Raw genomic sequence first — 19,135 nt, forward strand, 5'->3', positions numbered from 1 at the left:
TATAATTTGTTATTAGTATGAGATTCTTTGAATTATAATATTGACTAAAGTTGCTATGAAAATGCACCATAGTTGTCACGAAAATATACCAAAGTTGACATTTTTATAAATAGATATATATTTCTATACAATGATTAGTATAAAAAATATTTTTAATAAAATCAAATCTAAAAAATTTATTACCAAAATATCTACTACCGATTCACTTGAAATAAATCCTAAAGAAATTATTTCTTTCTCTAAAAATTATTTCTTACTATCAAATAGTACAGAACTTAAATCAATTGGCATTATCCTCTCTTCCGGTATACCTCTGTCCACTCTAAATAACAAAAATTTTACTATCACTAACTTTACAGATAATATTATTTCTTATACTTTATCTTCTGGTTTACAAATTAAAAAGCATACTTTGTTTAACCCAAAACTAATTACAAACGCCATTTATTCTCTAAAAAAGCTTAATTCTACTATCCTTGCTTGGAAAATTAATCGTATTCTTAAAAAACTATTCCTAGCAAACATCACCTCTAAACATCTAGAATCCATTTACTATACTATTCTTAATTCCTCCCATAGAAAAAATGCTTTTTGCTTTTATAACCACTCCTCTTCACAAAATCTAAAACATAAGCATATCAAACTTGTAAGCAAAACTACTCCTCTAAATAGCTATAAAAACTTAAAGTTTATTAATTCTTTTCAATCATTACGCATACATACTTCTAATTTACTATTCTATAAAAATAGCAATAATAAATTGTACTCTAATATTGCTACCCTAATTGAATCCTTTTTCCTTGATAATAAATCAAGTAAAAACTTACATACACTCAAATCTTATATTAATCTACACCTCAAACAACTTGGTATTAATTATAAATTAACTAATAGGATTCAAAAACAACTATTCTCTCATATCCTTTTGCAATAAAACAATGTATAATACTTATAAGGAGATTTTATGGGACTTCCTCAACCGATAGTTACTCAACAAATGGTTATCGCTGAACTTGTTAAAGCTGGTATTGATAGAGATATTGCTACTGATTTGTCTTACAGATATTATCGTAATGAGCTTACTTATAAAGATATTGAGTATTTAGAGACTACTTTTAACCTTAAGCTTGAAAAGGTTGGAGCAAGTCTAAAATCTGACATTAAAGACCTTGATAACAAGATTGATACTGTTGAGAATAATCTTAACATCAAGATTGATAACGTTAGAAATGAATTAAAATCTGACATTAAAGACCTTGATAACAAGATTGATACTGTTGAGAATAATCTTAACATCAAGATTGATAACGTTAGAAATGAATTAAAATCTGACATTAAAGACCTTGATAACAAGATTGATAACGTTAGAAATGAATTAAAATCTGATATTAAAGACCTTGATAACAAGATTGATACTGTTGAGAATAATCTTAACATCAAGATTGATAACGTTAGAAATGAATTAAAATCTGATATTAAAGACCTTGATAACAAGATTGATGTTAACAAAATGGAACTTAAGAGCACATTAAGACTTCATAATTGGATGTTTGGGACTATTATTACACTTAATATAGGAATTTTTTTAACATTAATTTCAATTATTAATTCAGTTTTTGGCAAGTAAATGCGGATTACTAATCTTGTAGTCAAAGACCATAGAATTAGCAATCCACATAAATCAAAATAGCATTAACCCTAAGGGCTTGCTGACTTAGCTTTTTTAGCAGTCTTAACTTGCTTAGCTTGTAATTTCCCTTCAGAAGCTTCTTCTGTCTCTAAGGAGCCAACATCCCCAGACCCCTTAATAACAACCTCAGGATTCTTATCAACAACCCTTTTTTCTAAGTTACCAAGAAATATTTCCTTATAATCTTCATGAATCCTATCCAAAATATTATTCATCAAAGAACCACGCTTTGTTTCACAATAATAATCATCATTGCCTATTTTATTAATCATAATGTCAAGATCATCTGTATATTTCTTTGTTACCCAATCTTTAACGTATGCATATACATATTCATAGTCAATGTCTGCAGGGCTAAGTATTGGAAAATTAATTATTGTATCGTCTGCTCTCTTAGACTGCACTTCATCGCTCATATAGGTATTCCAAAACCTATGGCGCTTTATATATAGCCTTCTTGCTAGATATTTCAAACTAAACCTCATGTCATATCTCCTTTTCACCTAAAATTTGATTCTGTTCTTCATTTGGAAGCATGATCCCTAAATTAGCTATAGAAATTCCCTTGGTAGTCTTAAATCCTTCAAAATTATTCTTAAGCACAATCTCAACCGGACGTGGTGGATTATGCATACTCTCATAGAGTGCTGAATTATCTCTATTATTCTCTATATCAACTCCCATATCCACTACCCTACTTTTCTCTAAAGTAGCAAGCATACTTTCCCTAGCACGGTCTTTTAGATAAGCTTCATCTTCCCTAGCCTTTCTTAAACGCTCTTCCCTTTCTTTAGCTTCACGTTCAAACAACTTACTCAAATATTCTTCCCTTCTCTTTATTTCAAGCCTGCGCTTTTCTTTTCTCTCATTTTCTATTCTTTCTGCCTCTTCAGGTTTCAATTGATTTATTATCTCTTTTGCTTTAATATCGGAAGCCTTTTTCCTAACTCGTATATGCCCGCCATAAGTCTCTTTAGGAACACAATTAAACTTATACTTATTTGGGTACCAATCTCTAAATCTTCCCTCCCATATGAGCTCATAATCGCTAATCACGCCATCTTTACGCTTCATCATCATCCATACTTTGTATTTACACCTATTGCTAAATTGCTTTAGGAAATGCTCTAAGGTATCTTCAATATTGTATTCACCTTTGTACTCAAGATTGATGTCTCTAGATTGATTAATGCATTTATGTAAGTTACATCATTGTTACTTAATTCTTTACTATATTAATCGAAATATCGTTATTAGCAGCATTACCAGATTCAGCAATAACTTGAAAAAAATATCAACACCGCTTACAGCCCCAATTGATGCACTAACTACTGCGGTTTGCGCTCCTTCAGCACCATTGGCTTTCGCAGCCATAGAGATAAAAAGACAACTTTAGGATCCTCTACAGGACCGCTATTACAGCTTACTAATACCAAAAATAAAGTCATTATTATTGCACATTTCCATGCCTCATTTTTCTTATGCATTACCTTCAGCATTATCATTGGTAAACAATTTTCCTGCTTTATAAAAGGCAAAAAAGAGTTTTCTTTAAATGACTTTTTTTTAGTTATTAGTATTAAGCTTTAGGGGTTATCTGATCAGGAGCAATAGGAGTACAATTAAGACTAATTTTCATAGAGTCCTTAACTGTTTTAAGTCCTACATCAAGAGTTTTTCTTATTAGTAATAGTTAATGTATCTAATGCATTAATAACTGCACTTACAGCTGCCCCTTTTAACTTGGGGTAGTAATATCAACAGCAGTAGGCATCACTAGCACTACATCTTTAGCCATCGCTCTTAATGCCATACCTCCTGCAACTTCCGCATTTAAGGGCAGAACCAACATTACCAGTTGTTTATATAGCTAATTTAACAACATCACCATTATCTTTAACAAGAGCTTTTAGTATGTCAGCTCCAGTTACTTGCTCCAACTGCTTTAGCTGAATCGATTGCTGCCTTCTTTGAATTGGCAGCAGCATTACCAACATTAGCAGCAAACAATTTTCCTGCTTCACCATCAACAGCAGCAGTTCTTGCGGTAAGACCATCAGCTCTTTTATCGGTACCTATATCAGCATTTCCTTCTTTTCCAAGTACTATATTTGCTATATCTTTATTCCCCCTTAATAGACTATCAATCCCAATCCCAGCAGCACCGCCAGTATTGTCTCAACAGCAACATTATCAAGTAGGTCACCAGCATCAGCACCAACACAGCAGCATTATTGCCAATTAGTTCGTACCCTCAATACCAATTAGCCTCGATTGCAGGCTTTGCTCTTTCTATTATCTTACTAGATCTTACTACGTGTATTATCAATTAGTGTTTTTATTGCGGTCTCTACTCCAACCGCGTTAAGATTACCTTCACTTTTCATGTATAAAACTATTTTCTCAAGCTTTGTCTTAATATCTGTTACAGTACCTTGGATTCTCTTAAAGTAATTTCCAACATCTACCCCAATTTCCCTTTTGCTGCCCTTACCACACATTTAGCTTACTTTTAAAGTATTAATTATTTGATTACAATAAAAACATACTCTTAATATCATACTTGCAATTATTTATATTCAATCTTTACTCATATAAACAATTTTATATACAAATAAACATTCCCTAAATAACATTAGAAGCTAAGAGCATTACGCTCCTAGCTTCCTATTCCTTTTTGACTTTATTTTTCCCTGCTCTTACAGCTTACTTAATTAACTTATCTTATAATAACTACTTAAATTATTTATTCCCTAGTTAGTTATTTTGAGAAGGTTTTTCTACCTTAACAGGAACTGTAAGCTCTGTAATTGCAGCTTCTACTTCACCCTCAGCTGCCTTTAACAAGGCATCAACTGCTGTGTTGAGCTTGCCAAGTTCTTCCGCTCCATTCTCCCCATTAACTTGATTTACGCGATCTATAGCTTTTTTTGCATTATCATCTGTAGTAGCTCCATCTGCAGCTCCCAAAACAACATGTTTATCTTTTAACTTCTTTGTAAATGCTTTAACCTTAGCATCCACATCTTGAACTTTTTCATTTAAGCCTTTAAGGAATCCTGCTACTTGCAACTCTCCTAATTTTTTTTCCACAGCTTCAGCAACACTAACCACCCCTGCAATTAATGAGCCATTCTTATCAGCTATGGCTTCCAAAGTTCCATCATTTTTAATCTTTTTTCCAATAGCTTTAGCAAGCTCATCAATAGACTTAACTAAAGTCTCTATTTCTTTAACACTTGCTGCAAAAGCACTAGCCTCTTTGATCTTTTTACTTATCTTTGCCAAATCAAGTACTGTTCCGTCAGACTTAGCTACTTCGTCACTTTTAAGCTCTGGCCCTCCATTATTACATGACATAAACACCATAAACAAAGTCATTATTATTGCACTTATTCTTTTCCACTATTATATTTAACTTCTTATTTTACTTAAAACAAAGTAGAAGGCAACCTAGATCCATCTCTCTAAGATTGCCTTCTGCTTTTATTCTTCAATAATCTAAATTTACTATTTATCTTATTAATCTGCCTTCTCACTTACTTGATTCTGAAACTGGCTCTTGTGAACCTCTTGCTTTATCTATTTTTTCTTTTGCTTTCTCAAGAACATTCTTTACTGTCTTCTTAATTACATCTTCTACCGCTCTTAACAGCTTATTTGCTGCAGCCACTCCTACTCCTTGTACTTCTTTCCCCCCTCCTGTAGCATTATCTGCTGCTCCTGCTGCTAATTTACCTGTCTTCACTAATGAACGTAATGCTATTCCTCCTGCTACTGCTGCTGCTTTTGGAGTATTTGCACCTGCTAAGTGAGCATCTGAACCTCCTTTTGCAAAAGAAATTGCACTTGTATTTCCATCTGCAGCTGCTGCTAGCTGCGCATCATTCTCTCCTGATTTAACTATTGAGCTTAACATCTCTTCACCACTTACGCTTGATAGTATTGCTGCTGCTTTAGCTACATCTGCTGCTGCTGGATTACCACCACTTGTAGCTAATATCTTAGCACCCTCTTTATTATCTGCTCCTCCATTTGCTTGTAGTGTAGTAGCTCCTATTTTTAATGCTTTAACACCTGCATCTGTTGCTGCTTTGACTATTTCTTGCAATGCTTTAAAAGCTTTCCTTAATTCATCATCAGCTGCTGTTGTTCCTGAACCAGCAGCATTATTTGCATAACCTACTGGATTAGAATCGCCTATTGTTCCTAAAGATTCTACATATCCTTTTAATGTACCTAAAACTTCCTTAGCTTCATTAACCGCTTCTCTAATTGGATTTTTTGATGAATCGCTTTTATCAACACCTGTTTCTGCTTTTACTGCTACTTGTTCCAAGTCATTTGACGCCTCTCCAAGCTTCGCACCTAGGCTGTTAAAATAACCTCCTACTTCTTGCTTAGTTGTATCTGATTTTGCAGTAAATCCCAACACATCTGACACTAACTCTATAAATGCGTAAAAAGCATTCTCCGCACTCCTACCTAATTCCATTAGTGAATTGCCTAAATTTCCATTTACTCCTCCTGATACTCCGGTCTTACCTGCTTCTGGTTGTTGTCCACAACCTATCATTAGAACAACTGTCATAATAATTATACTTATATTTAACTTATTAATTATTGCACTTATTCTTTTTCTCATTTTTTTACGTGCCTCTCTTTAACTTATGCATTGTCTAACTAAGGGAATAAATAATTTAAGAAGTTATTATAAGATAAGTTAATTAAGTAAAGGGTAAAAGCCAGGAAAAATAAAGTCATTTAAGGAAAACTCTTTTCTTGTTTTCGGCACAGGAAACTATTAGCTAACGATAGTTCTGATGATTTAGTTATTTTGAACAGGTATTGCTACCTTAACAGGAATAATTGCAGCTTATACTTCTTCGTTAACAACCTCTAACAACTCACCTATTGATTTGTTAAGTTTACAAGTTCAGCACCACCTTTTTCTCCAGCAGGATTATTTACTCGATCTATAGCTTTTTGCATGCTCATCTGTAGCCTCTGCTTTAGAAATATCAGAATCTGCTTTTACTTTATCCACAAATTCTTTACATTTGCTCTTAGAATCAATAATCTTTCCTTTCAGCCCTTCAGAAATTTCAGGCGTGTTCCCTAATTTTCCCAATTTAACTTTCACAGTCAACATTACTTGAAATGCTCCTGCAACTAACTCTCCATTCTTATTATTTTTACCATTATCCACTTCAAGGTCTTCGGAATTTTGCTTAATTTTCTTTCCAATAGCTTTAACGATCTCATCTATTGACTTAACCAAGGTCTCTACTTCTTTAACACTTGCTACAAAAGTACTAGCATCTTTTATTTTTTTTACTTACTTTTGCTTAATCAATTACTATCCCATCAGATTTAGTTACTTGACCTTGCTCTGCTGGTCCTGCACTACCATAAGATATAAAAAAATAAATCATTATTATTGTACTTAATTTATTTCTTTCCAACACCTATCCCAATTTCCCTTTTGCCCTTACCACACATTTAGCTTACTTTTAAAGTATTAATTATTTGATTACAATAAAAACATACTCTTAATATCATACTTGCAATTATTTATATTCAATCTTTACTCATATAAACAATTTTATATACAAAGAAACATTCCCTAAATAACATCAGAAGCTAAGAGCATTACGCTCCTAGCTTCCTATTCCTTTTTGACTTTATTTTTCCCTGCTCTTACAGCTTACTTAATTAACTTATCTTATAATAACTTCTTAAATTATTTATTCCCTAGTTAGTTATTTTGAGAAGGTTTTTCTACCTTAACAGGAGCTGTAAGCTCTTTAATTGCAGCCTCTACTTCACCCTCAGCTGCCTTTAACAAGGCATCAACTGCTGTGTTTAACTTAATAAGCTCTTCCTTACCTTTGCCTCCAGTAACATCGCTTTTATCTATAGCATTTTTTGCATCAGAATCAGAAGCATCATTTTTACCAAGACTAGCATCCCCTCCCTTCAATTTAGTTATCAATGCTGTATTTTCGGTCTTAACAACAATAACCTTGCCCTTCACTTCATCAGAAATTCCGGCTATTTTCTCTAAAGATTCCAATTTAGTTCCTACGGCAAACATTAATTGCAATGTTCCTGCGAGTAATGATCCATTTTTATTTGCTTCAGTATCAAAGCCATCATCATCATTTTTAATTTTCTTTCCAATAGCTTTAGCAAGCTCATCTATTGACTTAACTAGAGTCTCTACTTCTTTAACGCTTTCTGCAAAAGCACTAGCCTCTTTTATCTTTTTACTTATTTTTGCTAAATCAAGTACTGTTCCGTCAGACTTAGCCACTTCGTCACTTTTAAGCTCTGGACCTCCATTATTACATGATGTAAATACCATAAATAAAGTCATTATTATTGCACTTATTCTTTTTCTCATTTTTTTACGTGCCCCTTTTACAAGTCTCTAATACACTTCCCAATGCTCTTCAAACTTAGTTATTCCTATCATACGAGCATTAAAAACAATTTGGATGTTGCCGTTAATGATGCAACCTCACTAAACATTGCAAAATAACTACACCATTTAATACAAAAGTTCACAAAATTGAAGTTGGTGGTGCCAACTTAACAAAAATGGCTGAATTTTTACGGAATGAAGCATTAATAGCAAAAATTTTAAGAGAAAGATCAAATGGAGGCAATATTACATACCCCTCAAAAATAAGAGCCCTACTAACAGCACTCTCTAGCATCATAAAATTACTTAAAATCAAAAATCTTTTCTCTTAAGTCCATGCATACTCTTATATGCTGCCCATACTTCTGCAATATTACTTGAATTCATTTTACCTATTATTATATGACCTGTATTTGCTACTTAACTTTTTGTTATACTGCTTGTATTTTCGCTTTTAATATACTAGTAATCTCTCCAAACTGCCCTAAACATTAATCTCTAAAACTTCTTATGAATTATCCAAAATAAAGTTATTTGTCCCCCCACAGTACAAATTCCTATTTATAAGTAAGGGTTTTAAGAATAGATAACATGCTAAAAATGTCTTGCCAGATACAATACCACTACAAAGAATGATTTTAGTTTGCCCATTTCTCTCAATACAGTTAAACACCTCACATTGCTTCATAGTTAAATGCGTCTTCTCAAATCCTTTAAAATAAATCTCTAGTGTTTGGGGCCTAATATACTCTGCTATATCAATGCCATACTTATTTTTATATTTTCTTTGCCATTTAAGGAAAAAACTTCTTTTATATATCCATTCACTTACTATTTATATCTACCAAGATCTAGAACAGACTTAAGCTTAAAGCAGCTCTTAATAACATAAAGACATCTTTTACTTGCAATATTCTTCTCAAACTCATCAAGTTCACTCATCTTCAACTCAAGTTTGTTCATTAGGCTTGCAAAACTTAACAAAATCTGCATTTGTAATATCTTCCTTATATTTCAATATCTCATCATGGGGTTTTAAAGTTTTCTTAACATCTTTTTGTAATTCTAACTGACAATACTTATCAAATGAGCTAAGAAAACTCAATGCTATTTTTTCTTCTCAATCTCTACTTGATTCTTAAGTCTATTAGCCTCATCTTCGGCCTTTAAACTATATGCAAGCATATTATTGAAAATATCCTCACGAATAGTAAACTTAGCAGTTTCTTTAACGTACTCAGGATCACCCTTAACCTCTTCCCACTTGTGTCGCATCTTTCCTGCATCAACACCCCGCTTAGACTCCCATCTCTTTTGCTATTGATAGGTCATTAAGCCTCCCTTCTCTAAAATACACAATATAAATCATAAAATGACTTCTTTACTCTTCTCATATCTCTTTAGCCCTAGTCTAAGTTAACAAAACTTAACAAAAACTAACATAAACTCTATAACAAAATAATCAACTTTACAAAAACAATTAATACTTACAAGAGGCTCATACATCATGATAAAAACTGCTATATATTGTTTAAATCACAAATATCAAAGATAAGGAGATTTACATGAGTAAGCCTATAAGGTTAATACTTTGTGGCACATTACTCTTATGCTGTTGCAAAGGATATCAAGTAAGTATAGTGCCTACTGAAGCTCAGACACACAGTAGAGCTAAGAAAGCTTTGGATAATTTACAAAAGGAAAATGATAAAACACAAGAAAAGATTACTCTAACTGCTGATGAGCAAAAGAAGTTTGACTCTTTAAAGCATGCGTTTGAAAAAGTAATTGAAAAATTACAAGACCAAATTCAAGGATGTCAAAACGGTAACAAGAGTAAATGCAATAATTTTTGGACTTGGCTTGATGGTCACATACAAAAACAAAAAGAATTAGCTAATGCTTTTACTAAAGTCTATGAATTCTTAGAAGACAAAAGAAAAAAGCATGAAAATAATAAGACTTTTGATTCTTATATAAGTGATGCTATTGATTGTAAAGTCAATAATCAATGTAATAATGCAGATAATAAGTATGGCACTGGCAATAATGACATAGAGCAATTTTTTAGGGGGGTTTTAAACGATATATCTACTAAAAATCATAATGAAGAAATGTTTGAATGTCTTAAAAAAGAATTACTTGATTCAACTAATCATGTAGCTGGACTTACAGCAAATTGGCAATGAAAATAAATCACAAAGATAAGGAGATTTGTTATGAATAAAATTAATTTTATTTTGATTTTATTACTACTAATTAGTAGTTGCAATCAAAATAACAATAAGGATAAAGAAATTAAAAGTAAAAATAAAAGGGATTTAGAAGCAACTCAAGAAGTGCAAAAAACACCTGAAGAAATGTTAAAAGAAAAGTTAAATGATACTGAAAAAACAAATTTAGACTTCTTAAAAGAGGCTTTGGGTAATGAAAGTGATTTCAACAAGCTTTTAAGCCATGATGAATATAAAATTAAATCTGTACTTGAACATATAAAGAGTGAACTTGAAAAGTGCACAGGTGATAATGCTAATGAGCAAAAAAACACTTTTAAAACAGTATTACAAGGTTCATTTAAAGGTAATAGTGACAATTTAGAAACATTTAAAAACCAAGCATCAAGTACTTGTGGAGCAGGGGGGTAAGCAAATAATAAGTTAAGAAATAATATTTAAGAAAGGAAGATTTAAGAGAGTAAAGCTGCAAACAAATATAAAGCAAACAAAGAAGTAAAATAAACGAATAGAAATTGTTAGAAAAAGTAGTAAAGATAAACAAATTAAACTGGTTACAAAAATGGTAAGAGCAACTATAAAAGTAAACAATTGGTTAACAAAGAAAAAGAGGTTAAATTTTAAAGGGCAATGCGTTTCATTTTAAAGTGCAAAGCTATTAAAATAAGGAAGAGAATATATGTAGGGGATATTTTCAAGTATTTGTAAAGAATTGGTTAAAGTACACTAGATATCTTGTGCTACAGTCTCTAAAAACACCTTTTACTCCTACATAAAGCACCTTAGAGGGGTATTTTATATGCAATGAAGCTACGTTAAAATTGACTTACAATACAAGTATTTGCTAACATTTTTATAACTAATTTTAAGGATTTTTAAAATCTTTAGTTATCAATAAAATGCATGAAAAGGAACTCTTAACTAACAGTAATCTTAACTTTATAAATGAACCAATAAATCAAAATGAACGCCTCAATGAAGAATTGTCACAACTTAAAAGTACGCTTAAGAGTAAAAATAAAGCTTCAAAACAATCAAAAAACACTACTGTTAGATTCTATCTAAATGACAAAACAACCAGACTAGTAAAAAATGTATAAAAGAGCTTATACAAATCAATCCAATCTCAGGATGGTTTGTATATATCTTAAGTATTACTGGTTGCAGAGGTGTTGAGATATAAAATATAAAAATTGCTGACGTGTCAAAAGAAACAAGCAGTAATAGTTGAAGTATTCTACTCCTTGCGTGTTAAGCAAAAAAGAGAAGCAATATATGCATAAAAGAAGTAGTTATTAGTAAGTCTGAATTTGATGCTATTATGCAAGCACATCAAGAATATTTTGCAAGCAAAGGAAAAGACAAAAGGCGTACTTATCTTTTTCAAAAGAGTAAGATTAGATTTAAAGATGACAAAATTAATATAAGTGAGATTTCAAAATAATTGAAATTAGGCTAATAAAGCATTAAAGTAATGGGATTTAATATAAGCATTTAAATCCTTATTAATAACTCTTAAAAAAAGTTACTAATAAAGAGCTAAAATCTTCATAGAAGATCCATAAAGGATGTGTCTAAAATGAACACATGCCATTAATAATAAATTACATCAAATTTAAAATAATATTAACTATTGTTTTTATAATTTACATTATTTTAAATTAAATGATTTTTAACACTTATCAATAGCTCTTTCTGTTTATAAAGAATTTGCTTATTATAGACATATAATAATGGCTATAATCATTGGTATTCCTATTAATAAAAAAAGATTTAACATCCTATTTCCTATCTTAAGCTTTTCTACTTTTCGAAATTTCTAAATTCATTCATAAATTCCTTTAGTAAATTTTTTTATGCAAAAACAGTTTGCCTAATATAAAACCAGTAAGTTTTGCATTTTTCTTATAAAAAGCATAACTTTCTTGACTTTTAAGTCGAAACCTTAATGGCTTTATTAAATTTTGCCCAAGTTTTTTATTTTTATATTTTCCTTAGTTTGTATATAGCGAAAAGAATCATGGATGCCATTTTCAATTATATATTGTTCTTAGACTAATCCTTCTTCCATAGCATTTGCTATTTTTAAATAAACATAGACTTGACTTTTTGCGAGTCTATAACTTTTTATAAAACTATCAAAACTTTTATATCCCTTTAACTTATAATATTCATTATCTTTTATTTCCTTTAAAATTCTAATGCTATCTATTTTATGAAAAATTTCTTTTCTAAAATTGGCTTTTAATCTTGCTTTCAAGGTATTATAATGCAAGAGCTTCTCTTCATTAGTAGACAATAATTTTTGCTCATCAGGATCTTCTTCATTTACTAGAACCCTTTTCTTTAGTTCAATTTTCACATAAACTCCTCCGTTAACACAATCGTCCGGATTCCCGATAATCATACTTAATGTATTCTTATTTATTTTAAAAGTCTTAATCACACATCTTCGTATTCCTTAATATAATCCTTGCTAAAATCAAAGTTTTCATTTTTTGCGATTTTCTTATTTAAGTCTTCTCTTTAGTGGATAAACCCTAGAAAGCCCTTTTTTGACTGGGCATATTTTAATAACTGTTTATGAGTATTATTTTTCTTAAATATTGTTATAAGAATGAAAATCGGAAGCTTTATCCTTAACTTTTTCATATAAAATTCCAACAAATCCAAACTTTCAATTGACCATTTTTCAGCTGTCATAGGAAACATTACATAATCACTGGACAGTAATGTATTCGCCAATGTAAATTCCAAACTAGGATTCGCATCAATTATTATGTAATCATATTCTGTTTTAAAAAAAAGTAAATTATCTCTTAATATCAACTCTTTAAGGGATATAGATTCACTAGTAAATTTATGTAAATTTAAGTAACTAGGTATTAATCTAAATCGTTATTAAGATCTACAACGGAGTCATTAATATCTAATCTTTCTTTTAAGGCCCTATATATTTTTGCTTTAAATAATTTATATAAGGCTTTAGATACATTAACTATTGATGTGGGCTTTAAACAGTTAAAGAAACAATGAAAATTAACGCTAATGATACTCCTATAAGTCCTGAACATAGCACCCCTAAAGCTATTACTAATAACTAGAAATAAATACTAAAATATAAAGTCATTTAAGGGAAACTCTTCTCTTGTTCTCTATAAAGCAAGGAAACTATGTTTTTATGATGAAGGTAATGAATAAGTTAAAAGGAGGCACGTAAAAAAATGAGAAAAAGAATAAGTGCAATAATAATGACTTTATTTATGGTATTAGTAAGCTGTAATAGCGGTGGGGTTGCGGAAGATCCTAAACATGTGTATTTAACATCTATAGCTAATTTAGGGAAAGGATTTTTAGATGTTTTTGTGACTTTTGGAGATATGGTTACTGGAGCTTTTGGTATTAAGGCTGATACTAAGAAAAGTGATATAGGGAAGTATTTCACTGATATTGAAACTACTATGACAACAGTAAAAAAGAAGTTGCAAGATGAAGTTGCTAAGAATGGTAATTACATAAAAATTAAGGAAGTAGTTGACAAGTTTATTACAGGGACATTAGATAAAATTGCATCAGGAGCAAAGGAAGCAGCTAAAAGTGCTACTGGTGATGCTGCTATAGGAAATGCTGTTAAAAATGAGGATGCTGCACCTGCAGAAGTAGCAAGTGTTAACTCACTTGTTAAAGGGATTAAAGAAATAGTTGGTGTAGTTTTAAAGGATAATGAGGGAGATGCAGCAGCTACTAAGACAGCAGATGCTGAGAAAAAATCAGTTGGTAAGTTGCTTGGTAAAGGTGCTGCTGATGGAACGGAAACACAAGCTGCCGCAGCAAGCGCATCAATAGGGGCAATAACTGGGGCTGATATTCTTCAAGCTATTGCTAAGTCTGGTAAGGCTGGTGCTGGTGAGATTAAAATCGAAGAAGCAAAGAATGCAGCAGAGATTGCTGCTGCTAAGGCTGATAGTAAAGATCTTGCAATAGACTCAGCAAAGAAGGATGCGGTTATAGCAGCTGGCATTGCACTGCGAGCAATGGCAAAAGATGGTAAATTTGCTGCTAAGAATAATGAAGAGAAATCTGAACATGCAGTAAATGGAGCAGCAGCAAGTGCAGTAGGTAAGACATTAAGTACACTTATAATAGCAATAAGGAATACTGTTGATAGTGGATTAAAAACAATAAATGAAGTACTAGCTACAGCTAAACAAGAAGATAAGTCAGCAGAAGCAACTAATCCTACAGAAGCAACAACTAGTGGTCAGCAAGCGAATAACTAGTTAAGGGTAAATATAAAGTCATTGTAAGAGAAACTACACTCCTGCATTAAAAACAAGAAAAGCTTTTCCCTTACAATGACTTTATATTTTTAGTTTAACGATTTATTAGTAATTGGTTGAGCAGTATCAGATTCAGTAGCTTCACCAGTAGACTCAGAGTATTTTATTCCCTTTACTGCTTCTTTAATTTTATCAAGTTCTAGATTTACTGCTTTTCTAATTATTACGTCCAGTACTCCTAATACCTTATTTACTGCACTTACTGCTGCTGCTTTAACTGCTCCATCTTCATTAGCAGCATGACTAAATTTCCCACCTTTAGTAATTGCCTTAAGAGCAACAGCAGCAGCTAAATCGGCATTTGTTTTAGCTCCAGTACTATTAGCATCAGCTATTTTAGTGGCTAGAGCTCCTACTTCATTATTATCACCAACAGCAAGATTAATACCAGTCTTAGCATTTTTAATTTTATTAATCATTGCCCATGGATCTGCTTTTGATACTTCTTCAGCTAACTTAGGACCAGAATTAGCTTGAGCATTATTATTTGCAGCAAGGGCAGCAGGGGCATCGGTTTGAGCACCAGCTGTTACCTGATTACCAGCATTCCCCAATTCAATCTTTACACCAGATTTATCCGCTGCATCAATAATTTCCTTTACATTAGCAATTACAGCTTTTACACTATTTTCATCAGCAGCTACTGCAGCACCAGCATTATTAGCATCGCCAATATTAGTATCACCAGCTTCTTTAGCAGTATCAGAAAGTTTAGTTAGAGCACCAATTAATTTATCAAAAACATCACCCGCTCCTTTAATTGCACCTTTAACAGCTTCAATGCTACTTCCATCAGCATTCTTTGCTTCAGATATTTTATTTGATAGCTCTTTTAACTTATCCTTAGTAGTTGTAAGTCCATCTCCTATTTTCTTAAAGTGTTCACCTACTTTACTTTTCTTGTCACCAGATTTAACTGCATTAAATCCTAATGCATCACCTATTGCATTTCCAAAAATTCCAAATATATCTTGAAATCCTTGCCCTATCTTTACTAATGAATCAAAAAATGTATTCTTACTTTCTGCTGCTAGTTTCTCAGCCTCAAGTTGATTACTACAGCTTGCTAATACCATAAATAAAGTCATTATTATTGCACTTATTCTTTTTCTCATTTTTTTACGTGCCTTCCCTATATCATAAAAAAATAAAAATCCACAATGACTTTTTGGTATTAACATAAAATAAAACTTATTATTATACGGGTTTTATGCTTTTGATTTACTTACACAAATTCAACTTACTTTTAAAGTATTAATTATTTGATTACAATAAAAACATACTCTTAATATCATACTTACAATTATTTATATTCAATCTTTACTCATATAAACAATTTTATATACAAATAAACATTCCCTAAATAATATCAGAAGCTAAGAGCATTACGCTCCTAGCTTCCTATTCCTTTTTGACTTTATTTTTCCCTGCTCTTACAGCTTACTTAATTAACTTATCTTATAATAACTACTTAACTTATTTATTCCCTAATTAGTTATTTTGAGAAGGTTTTTCTGCTTTAACAGAAGCTGTAAGCTCTTTAATTACAGCTTCTACTGCATCATTAGCAGCCTTTAATAACTCATCTATTGCTGCGTTAAGTGCTTCAAGCTCAGAAGCTCCTTTATCTCCACCAGGCTGTCCTATTCTATCTATAGCTTTTTTTGTGTCTTCATCACTAGCATCATTTTTACCAAGGGTAGCGGTTTGTCCTTTCACTTTAGCCAAGAATGCTTTACTTTTAGCTTCAGCATCAGTAACCTTTGCCTTTAATGCCTCAGAGATTCCAGCCTCTTTATCTAAGCCTTTCAATTTTCCTTCCGCAATCAATATTATTTGAAATGCCCCTGCAATTAATGACCCATTCTTATCTTTATCAGCATCAGCAAACTCAAGGGTACCATCATTTTTAATTTTCTTTCCAATAGCTTTAGCAAGCTCATCAATAGACTTAACTAAGGTTTCTACTTCTTTAACACTTGCTGCAAAAGCACTAGCCTCTTTTATCTTTTTACTTATCTTTGCCAAATCAAGTACTGTTCCGTCAGACTTAGCCACTTCGTCACTTTTAAGCTCTGGACCTCCATTATTACATGACATAAACACCATAAATAAAGTCATTATTATTGCACTTATTCTTTTTCTCATTTTTTTACGTGCCTTCCCTATATCATAAAAAAATAAAAATCCACAATGACTTTTTGGTATTGACATAAAATAAAACTTATTATTATACGGGTTTTATGCTTTTGATTTACTTATTCAAATTTAACTTACTTTTAAAATATTTGATTATTTGATTACAATAAAAACATGCTCCTAATATCATACTTACAATTATTTATCTTCAATCTTTACTCATATAAACAATTTTATATACAAAGAAACATTCCCTAAATAACATCAGAAGCTAAAAGCATTACGCTCCTAGCTTCCTATTCCTTTTTGACTTTATTTTTACCTGCTCTTACAGCTTACTTAATTAACTTACCTTGTAATAACTACTTAACTTATTTATTCCCTAATTAGTTATTTTGAAAAGGTTTTTCTGCTTTAACAGGAGCTGTAAGCTCTGTAATTGCAGCTTCTACTGCAGCATTAACAGCCTTTAATAACTCATCTATTGCTGCGTTAAGTGCTTCAAGCTCAGAAGCTCCTTTATCTTTAGTATTATTTGTTATAAGTAAAGCTGCTTTTGCATGGTCGTCAGTAGCTCCTTCTTTACCAAGATCAGTATGATTGGTTTTCAATTTACCTAAGAAAGCGTCGGCTTTGCTTTTAGAAGCATTAACTTTTTGATTCAATTCATCAGAAAGTTCATTTGTTTTTGCTAATATGTCTAATTTAGACTTTACAGTTGATATCATTTGAAATGACCCTGCAATTATACCCCCATTATGATTGTTATCAGTAGCAAGAGTATCTCCGTTTTGGATTTTCTTACCAATAGCTTTAGCGAGCTCATCAATAGACTTAACTAAAGTATGAACTTCTTTAACACTTGTTGCAAAATCACTAGCCTCTTTTATCTTTGCGCTTATTTTTGCCAAATCAAGCACTGTTCCGTCAGACTTAGCTACTTCGTCACTTTTAAGCTCTGGCCCTCCATTATTACATGACATAAACACCATAAATAAAGTCATTATTATCTTACCTAATTTAACAAGAAAACATCTTTCCTGTCTGCCTCATCAAAATAAGAGAAGTGTTTCCTTCAAGCGACTTTATTATTTTTAGTACTGATTTTTTTATTAATAATTCTTTACTGACTATTAGTAGTAGCTTTAGGAGCGCTCTGTTCAGGACTTATAGGAATATCATTAGCATTAATTTTCATAGCTTCTTTAACTGTTTTAAGGCCCCCGTCAATTGTTTTCCTTATCGCAATAGTTAATGTATCTAATGCCTTAGTAACAGCAATTACAGCTGCACCCTTAATTTCAGCAGCATAATCATCATGACCACCGGCCTCACCACCAGGGAACTTACCATTCTTAGCCATTGCTTTTAAAGCTATTCCTCCTGCTATAACTGCATCCTTAGCATTAGCGGCATCATCAGCATTAGCGGCATTATTCTTAGCCAATTTAACAGCTTTGCCTTCATTGCCTTTAGAAATAGCTTGTAATATGTCAGCTCCAGTTACTGTTCCGACTGCTTTTGCTGCATCAGTACCTGATTTCTTTGAATCAGCATTAATAGCAGCATTACCAAACAACTTCGCTGCTCCATCATTATTACCTCTTGCGCTACCATCTTCAGCTTTCTTATTGGTACCAGCATCAACACTTCCTATATTTTTAAGTACTACATTTACAATCTTTCCAATTCCTTCACTAAGAGACTTAACCGAAGCTTCTTCAGCAACAACACCAGCAACTGTTTGAGCAGCAACATTACCAAGTAGGTCACTAGCATCACCAATGGCCTCACTAACGGTCTTAGCCCCATCAATTATCTCATCAAGAGCATTATCAATTAGTGTTTTTACCGCAGTCTCAATTGCAGGAGCATTAGGATTTCCTTCTCTCTTCATGTCAGCAACAATTTTTTAAGCTTGTCCTTAGTGCCTTGTACTGTCTTAAAATAAGCTCCAACATCAGACTTTTTTGCCTCTGTACTAAAACCTAATACCTTGGAAACTATATCTCCAAATGATGTGAACACATTTAAAAATCATTACCTAAGTCTATTACTGACTTTAAAAATTTACTCTGAGGATCTTCCGCAACCCCACCGCTATTACAGCTTACTAATACCATAAATAAAGTCATTATTATTGCACTTATTCTTTTTCTCATTTTTTTACGTGCCTCCTTTTAACTTATGCATTAGCATTATCATCAGAACTATCGTTAGCTAATAGTTTCCTGTGCCGAAAACAAGAAAAGAGTTTTCCTTAAATGACTTTATTTTTGCCAGCTCTTACCTTTTACTTAATTAA

General features: G+C 32.0%; 21 protein-coding genes and 4 pseudogenes. 7 read left to right on the forward strand and 18 right to left on the reverse strand.

Going from position 1 to position 19,135, the window contains the following annotated elements:
* The first annotated feature begins 130 nt into the window (after positions 1 to 130).
* Positions 131 to 934, forward strand: coding sequence for a hypothetical protein (locus tag bhDAH_RS06970; RefSeq protein ID WP_247098912.1), 804 nt, complete (start codon positions 131 to 133; stop codon positions 932 to 934).
* A 30-nt stretch (positions 935 to 964) separates the two neighbouring features.
* Positions 965 to 1,627: a Bdr family repetitive protein gene (gene bdr, locus bhDAH_RS06975; protein WP_015633307.1), complete on the forward strand. Its 663-nt coding sequence runs from the start codon at positions 965 to 967 to the stop codon at positions 1,625 to 1,627.
* A gap of 71 nt (positions 1,628 to 1,698) precedes the next feature.
* Here the strand turns inward: bdr and bhDAH_RS06980 are convergent, their stop codons facing one another.
* The 12 genes and pseudogenes from bhDAH_RS06980 to bhDAH_RS07040 form a co-directional block, all read right to left on the reverse strand.
* Positions 1,699 to 2,175, reverse strand: a complete 477-nt coding sequence (locus tag bhDAH_RS06980) for a hypothetical protein (RefSeq protein WP_015633306.1) — start codon at positions 2,173 to 2,175, stop codon at positions 1,699 to 1,701.
* Between the two features lies 1 nt (position 2,176).
* Complete coding sequence (locus bhDAH_RS06985) at positions 2,177 to 2,767, reverse strand: hypothetical protein (RefSeq protein WP_241762547.1); 591 nt, start codon at positions 2,765 to 2,767, stop codon at positions 2,177 to 2,179.
* A 153-nt stretch (positions 2,768 to 2,920) separates the two neighbouring features.
* Positions 2,921 to 3,064: a hypothetical protein gene (locus bhDAH_RS06990; protein WP_154645711.1), complete on the reverse strand. Its 144-nt coding sequence runs from the start codon at positions 3,062 to 3,064 to the stop codon at positions 2,921 to 2,923.
* 929 nt (positions 3,065 to 3,993) lie between these two features.
* Positions 3,994 to 4,191, reverse strand: coding sequence for a variable large family protein (locus bhDAH_RS07005; protein WP_043924546.1), 198 nt, complete (start codon positions 4,189 to 4,191; stop codon positions 3,994 to 3,996).
* 256 nt (positions 4,192 to 4,447) lie between these two features.
* The gene (locus bhDAH_RS07010; RefSeq protein ID WP_076982472.1) at positions 4,448 to 5,050 is read right to left on the reverse strand and encodes a Vsp/OspC family lipoprotein; all 603 of its coding nucleotides are present in this window, start codon (positions 5,048 to 5,050) and stop codon (positions 4,448 to 4,450) included.
* A 175-nt stretch (positions 5,051 to 5,225) separates the two neighbouring features.
* A complete protein-coding gene (locus bhDAH_RS07015; protein ID WP_015633304.1) occupies positions 5,226 to 6,335 on the reverse strand; it encodes a variable large family protein in 1,110 nt (369 codons plus the stop codon).
* A 318-nt stretch (positions 6,336 to 6,653) separates the two neighbouring features.
* Positions 6,654 to 6,971 (reverse strand): Vsp/OspC family lipoprotein, encoded by a 318-nt coding sequence (locus tag bhDAH_RS07020; protein WP_080598014.1) that lies wholly within the window; start codon positions 6,969 to 6,971, stop codon positions 6,654 to 6,656.
* Positions 6,972 to 7,448: 477 nt separating this feature from the next.
* Positions 7,449 to 8,096 (reverse strand): Vsp/OspC family lipoprotein, encoded by a 648-nt coding sequence (locus bhDAH_RS07025; protein WP_015633303.1) that lies wholly within the window; start codon positions 8,094 to 8,096, stop codon positions 7,449 to 7,451.
* A 160-nt stretch (positions 8,097 to 8,256) separates the two neighbouring features.
* Entirely contained in the window at positions 8,257 to 8,433 is a 177-nt protein-coding gene (locus bhDAH_RS07030; RefSeq protein ID WP_155719684.1) for a hypothetical protein, read from the reverse strand.
* A 515-nt stretch (positions 8,434 to 8,948) separates the two neighbouring features.
* A complete protein-coding gene (locus tag bhDAH_RS07550) occupies positions 8,949 to 9,080 on the reverse strand; it encodes a hypothetical protein (RefSeq protein ID WP_257722539.1) in 132 nt (43 codons plus the stop codon).
* A complete protein-coding gene (locus bhDAH_RS07035; protein ID WP_154645712.1) occupies positions 9,067 to 9,222 on the reverse strand; it encodes a hypothetical protein in 156 nt (51 codons plus the stop codon). The genes bhDAH_RS07550 and bhDAH_RS07035 overlap by 14 nt, the downstream gene beginning before the upstream one ends.
* A 2-nt stretch (positions 9,223 to 9,224) precedes the next feature.
* A pseudogene (locus bhDAH_RS07040) lies at positions 9,225 to 9,395 on the reverse strand (DUF603 domain-containing protein); the annotation flags it as partial.
* A gap of 287 nt (positions 9,396 to 9,682) precedes the next feature.
* Between bhDAH_RS07040 and bhDAH_RS07045 the strand changes: the two are divergent.
* The 4 genes from bhDAH_RS07045 (at position 9,683) to bhDAH_RS07555 (ending at position 11,795) form a co-directional block, all read left to right on the forward strand.
* Entirely contained in the window at positions 9,683 to 10,306 is a 624-nt protein-coding gene (locus tag bhDAH_RS07045; protein ID WP_015633327.1) for an Mlp family lipoprotein, read from the forward strand.
* Between the two features lie 30 nt (positions 10,307 to 10,336).
* Positions 10,337 to 10,762 carry an Mlp family lipoprotein gene (locus tag bhDAH_RS07050; protein WP_015633326.1) on the forward strand — a complete coding sequence of 142 codons (426 nt, stop codon included), beginning with the start codon at positions 10,337 to 10,339 and terminating at the stop codon, positions 10,760 to 10,762.
* 488 nt (positions 10,763 to 11,250) lie between these two features.
* Positions 11,251 to 11,451, forward strand: coding sequence for a hypothetical protein (locus tag bhDAH_RS07055; protein ID WP_052306540.1), 201 nt, complete (start codon positions 11,251 to 11,253; stop codon positions 11,449 to 11,451).
* A gap of 221 nt (positions 11,452 to 11,672) precedes the next feature.
* Complete coding sequence (locus tag bhDAH_RS07555; protein ID WP_276326102.1) at positions 11,673 to 11,795, forward strand: hypothetical protein; 123 nt, start codon at positions 11,673 to 11,675, stop codon at positions 11,793 to 11,795.
* A 359-nt stretch (positions 11,796 to 12,154) separates the two neighbouring features.
* On the opposite strand, the pseudogene bhDAH_RS07060 reads toward bhDAH_RS07555, so the two are convergent.
* Together bhDAH_RS07060 and bhDAH_RS07065 are read right to left on the reverse strand one after the other, a co-directional pair.
* A pseudogene (locus bhDAH_RS07060) lies at positions 12,155 to 12,713 on the reverse strand (chromosome replication/partitioning protein).
* Between the two features lie 80 nt (positions 12,714 to 12,793).
* Positions 12,794 to 13,308: pseudogene (locus bhDAH_RS07065) on the reverse strand (ParA family protein); the annotation flags it as partial.
* A 267-nt stretch (positions 13,309 to 13,575) separates the two neighbouring features.
* On the opposite strand from bhDAH_RS07065, the gene bhDAH_RS07070 reads away from it, so the two are divergent.
* Positions 13,576 to 14,631: a variable large family protein gene (locus bhDAH_RS07070; RefSeq protein WP_015633325.1), complete on the forward strand. Its 1,056-nt coding sequence runs from the start codon at positions 13,576 to 13,578 to the stop codon at positions 14,629 to 14,631.
* Positions 14,632 to 14,720: 89 nt separating this feature from the next.
* On the opposite strand, the gene bhDAH_RS07075 is transcribed toward bhDAH_RS07070, so the two are convergent.
* The 4 genes and pseudogenes from bhDAH_RS07075 to bhDAH_RS07090 all read right to left on the reverse strand — a co-directional run bounded on the left by bhDAH_RS07075 (position 14,721) and on the right by bhDAH_RS07090 (position 18,992).
* Positions 14,721 to 15,806, reverse strand: coding sequence for a variable large family protein (locus bhDAH_RS07075; RefSeq protein WP_015633324.1), 1,086 nt, complete (start codon positions 15,804 to 15,806; stop codon positions 14,721 to 14,723).
* 376 nt (positions 15,807 to 16,182) lie between these two features.
* The gene (locus tag bhDAH_RS07080) at positions 16,183 to 16,839 is read right to left on the reverse strand and encodes a Vsp/OspC family lipoprotein (RefSeq protein WP_015633323.1); all 657 of its coding nucleotides are present in this window, start codon (positions 16,837 to 16,839) and stop codon (positions 16,183 to 16,185) included.
* Positions 16,840 to 17,216: 377 nt separating this feature from the next.
* Positions 17,217 to 17,834, reverse strand: a complete 618-nt coding sequence (locus tag bhDAH_RS07085) for a Vsp/OspC family lipoprotein (RefSeq protein WP_043924557.1) — start codon at positions 17,832 to 17,834, stop codon at positions 17,217 to 17,219.
* 119 nt (positions 17,835 to 17,953) lie between these two features.
* A pseudogene (locus tag bhDAH_RS07090) lies at positions 17,954 to 18,992 on the reverse strand (variable large family protein).
* Positions 18,993 to 19,135: the final 143 nt, after the last annotated feature.

It is taken from the genome of Borrelia hermsii DAH (genome assembly GCF_023035675.1).
In the GTDB taxonomy this organism is placed as follows: domain Bacteria; phylum Spirochaetota; class Spirochaetia; order Borreliales; family Borreliaceae; genus Borrelia; species Borrelia hermsii.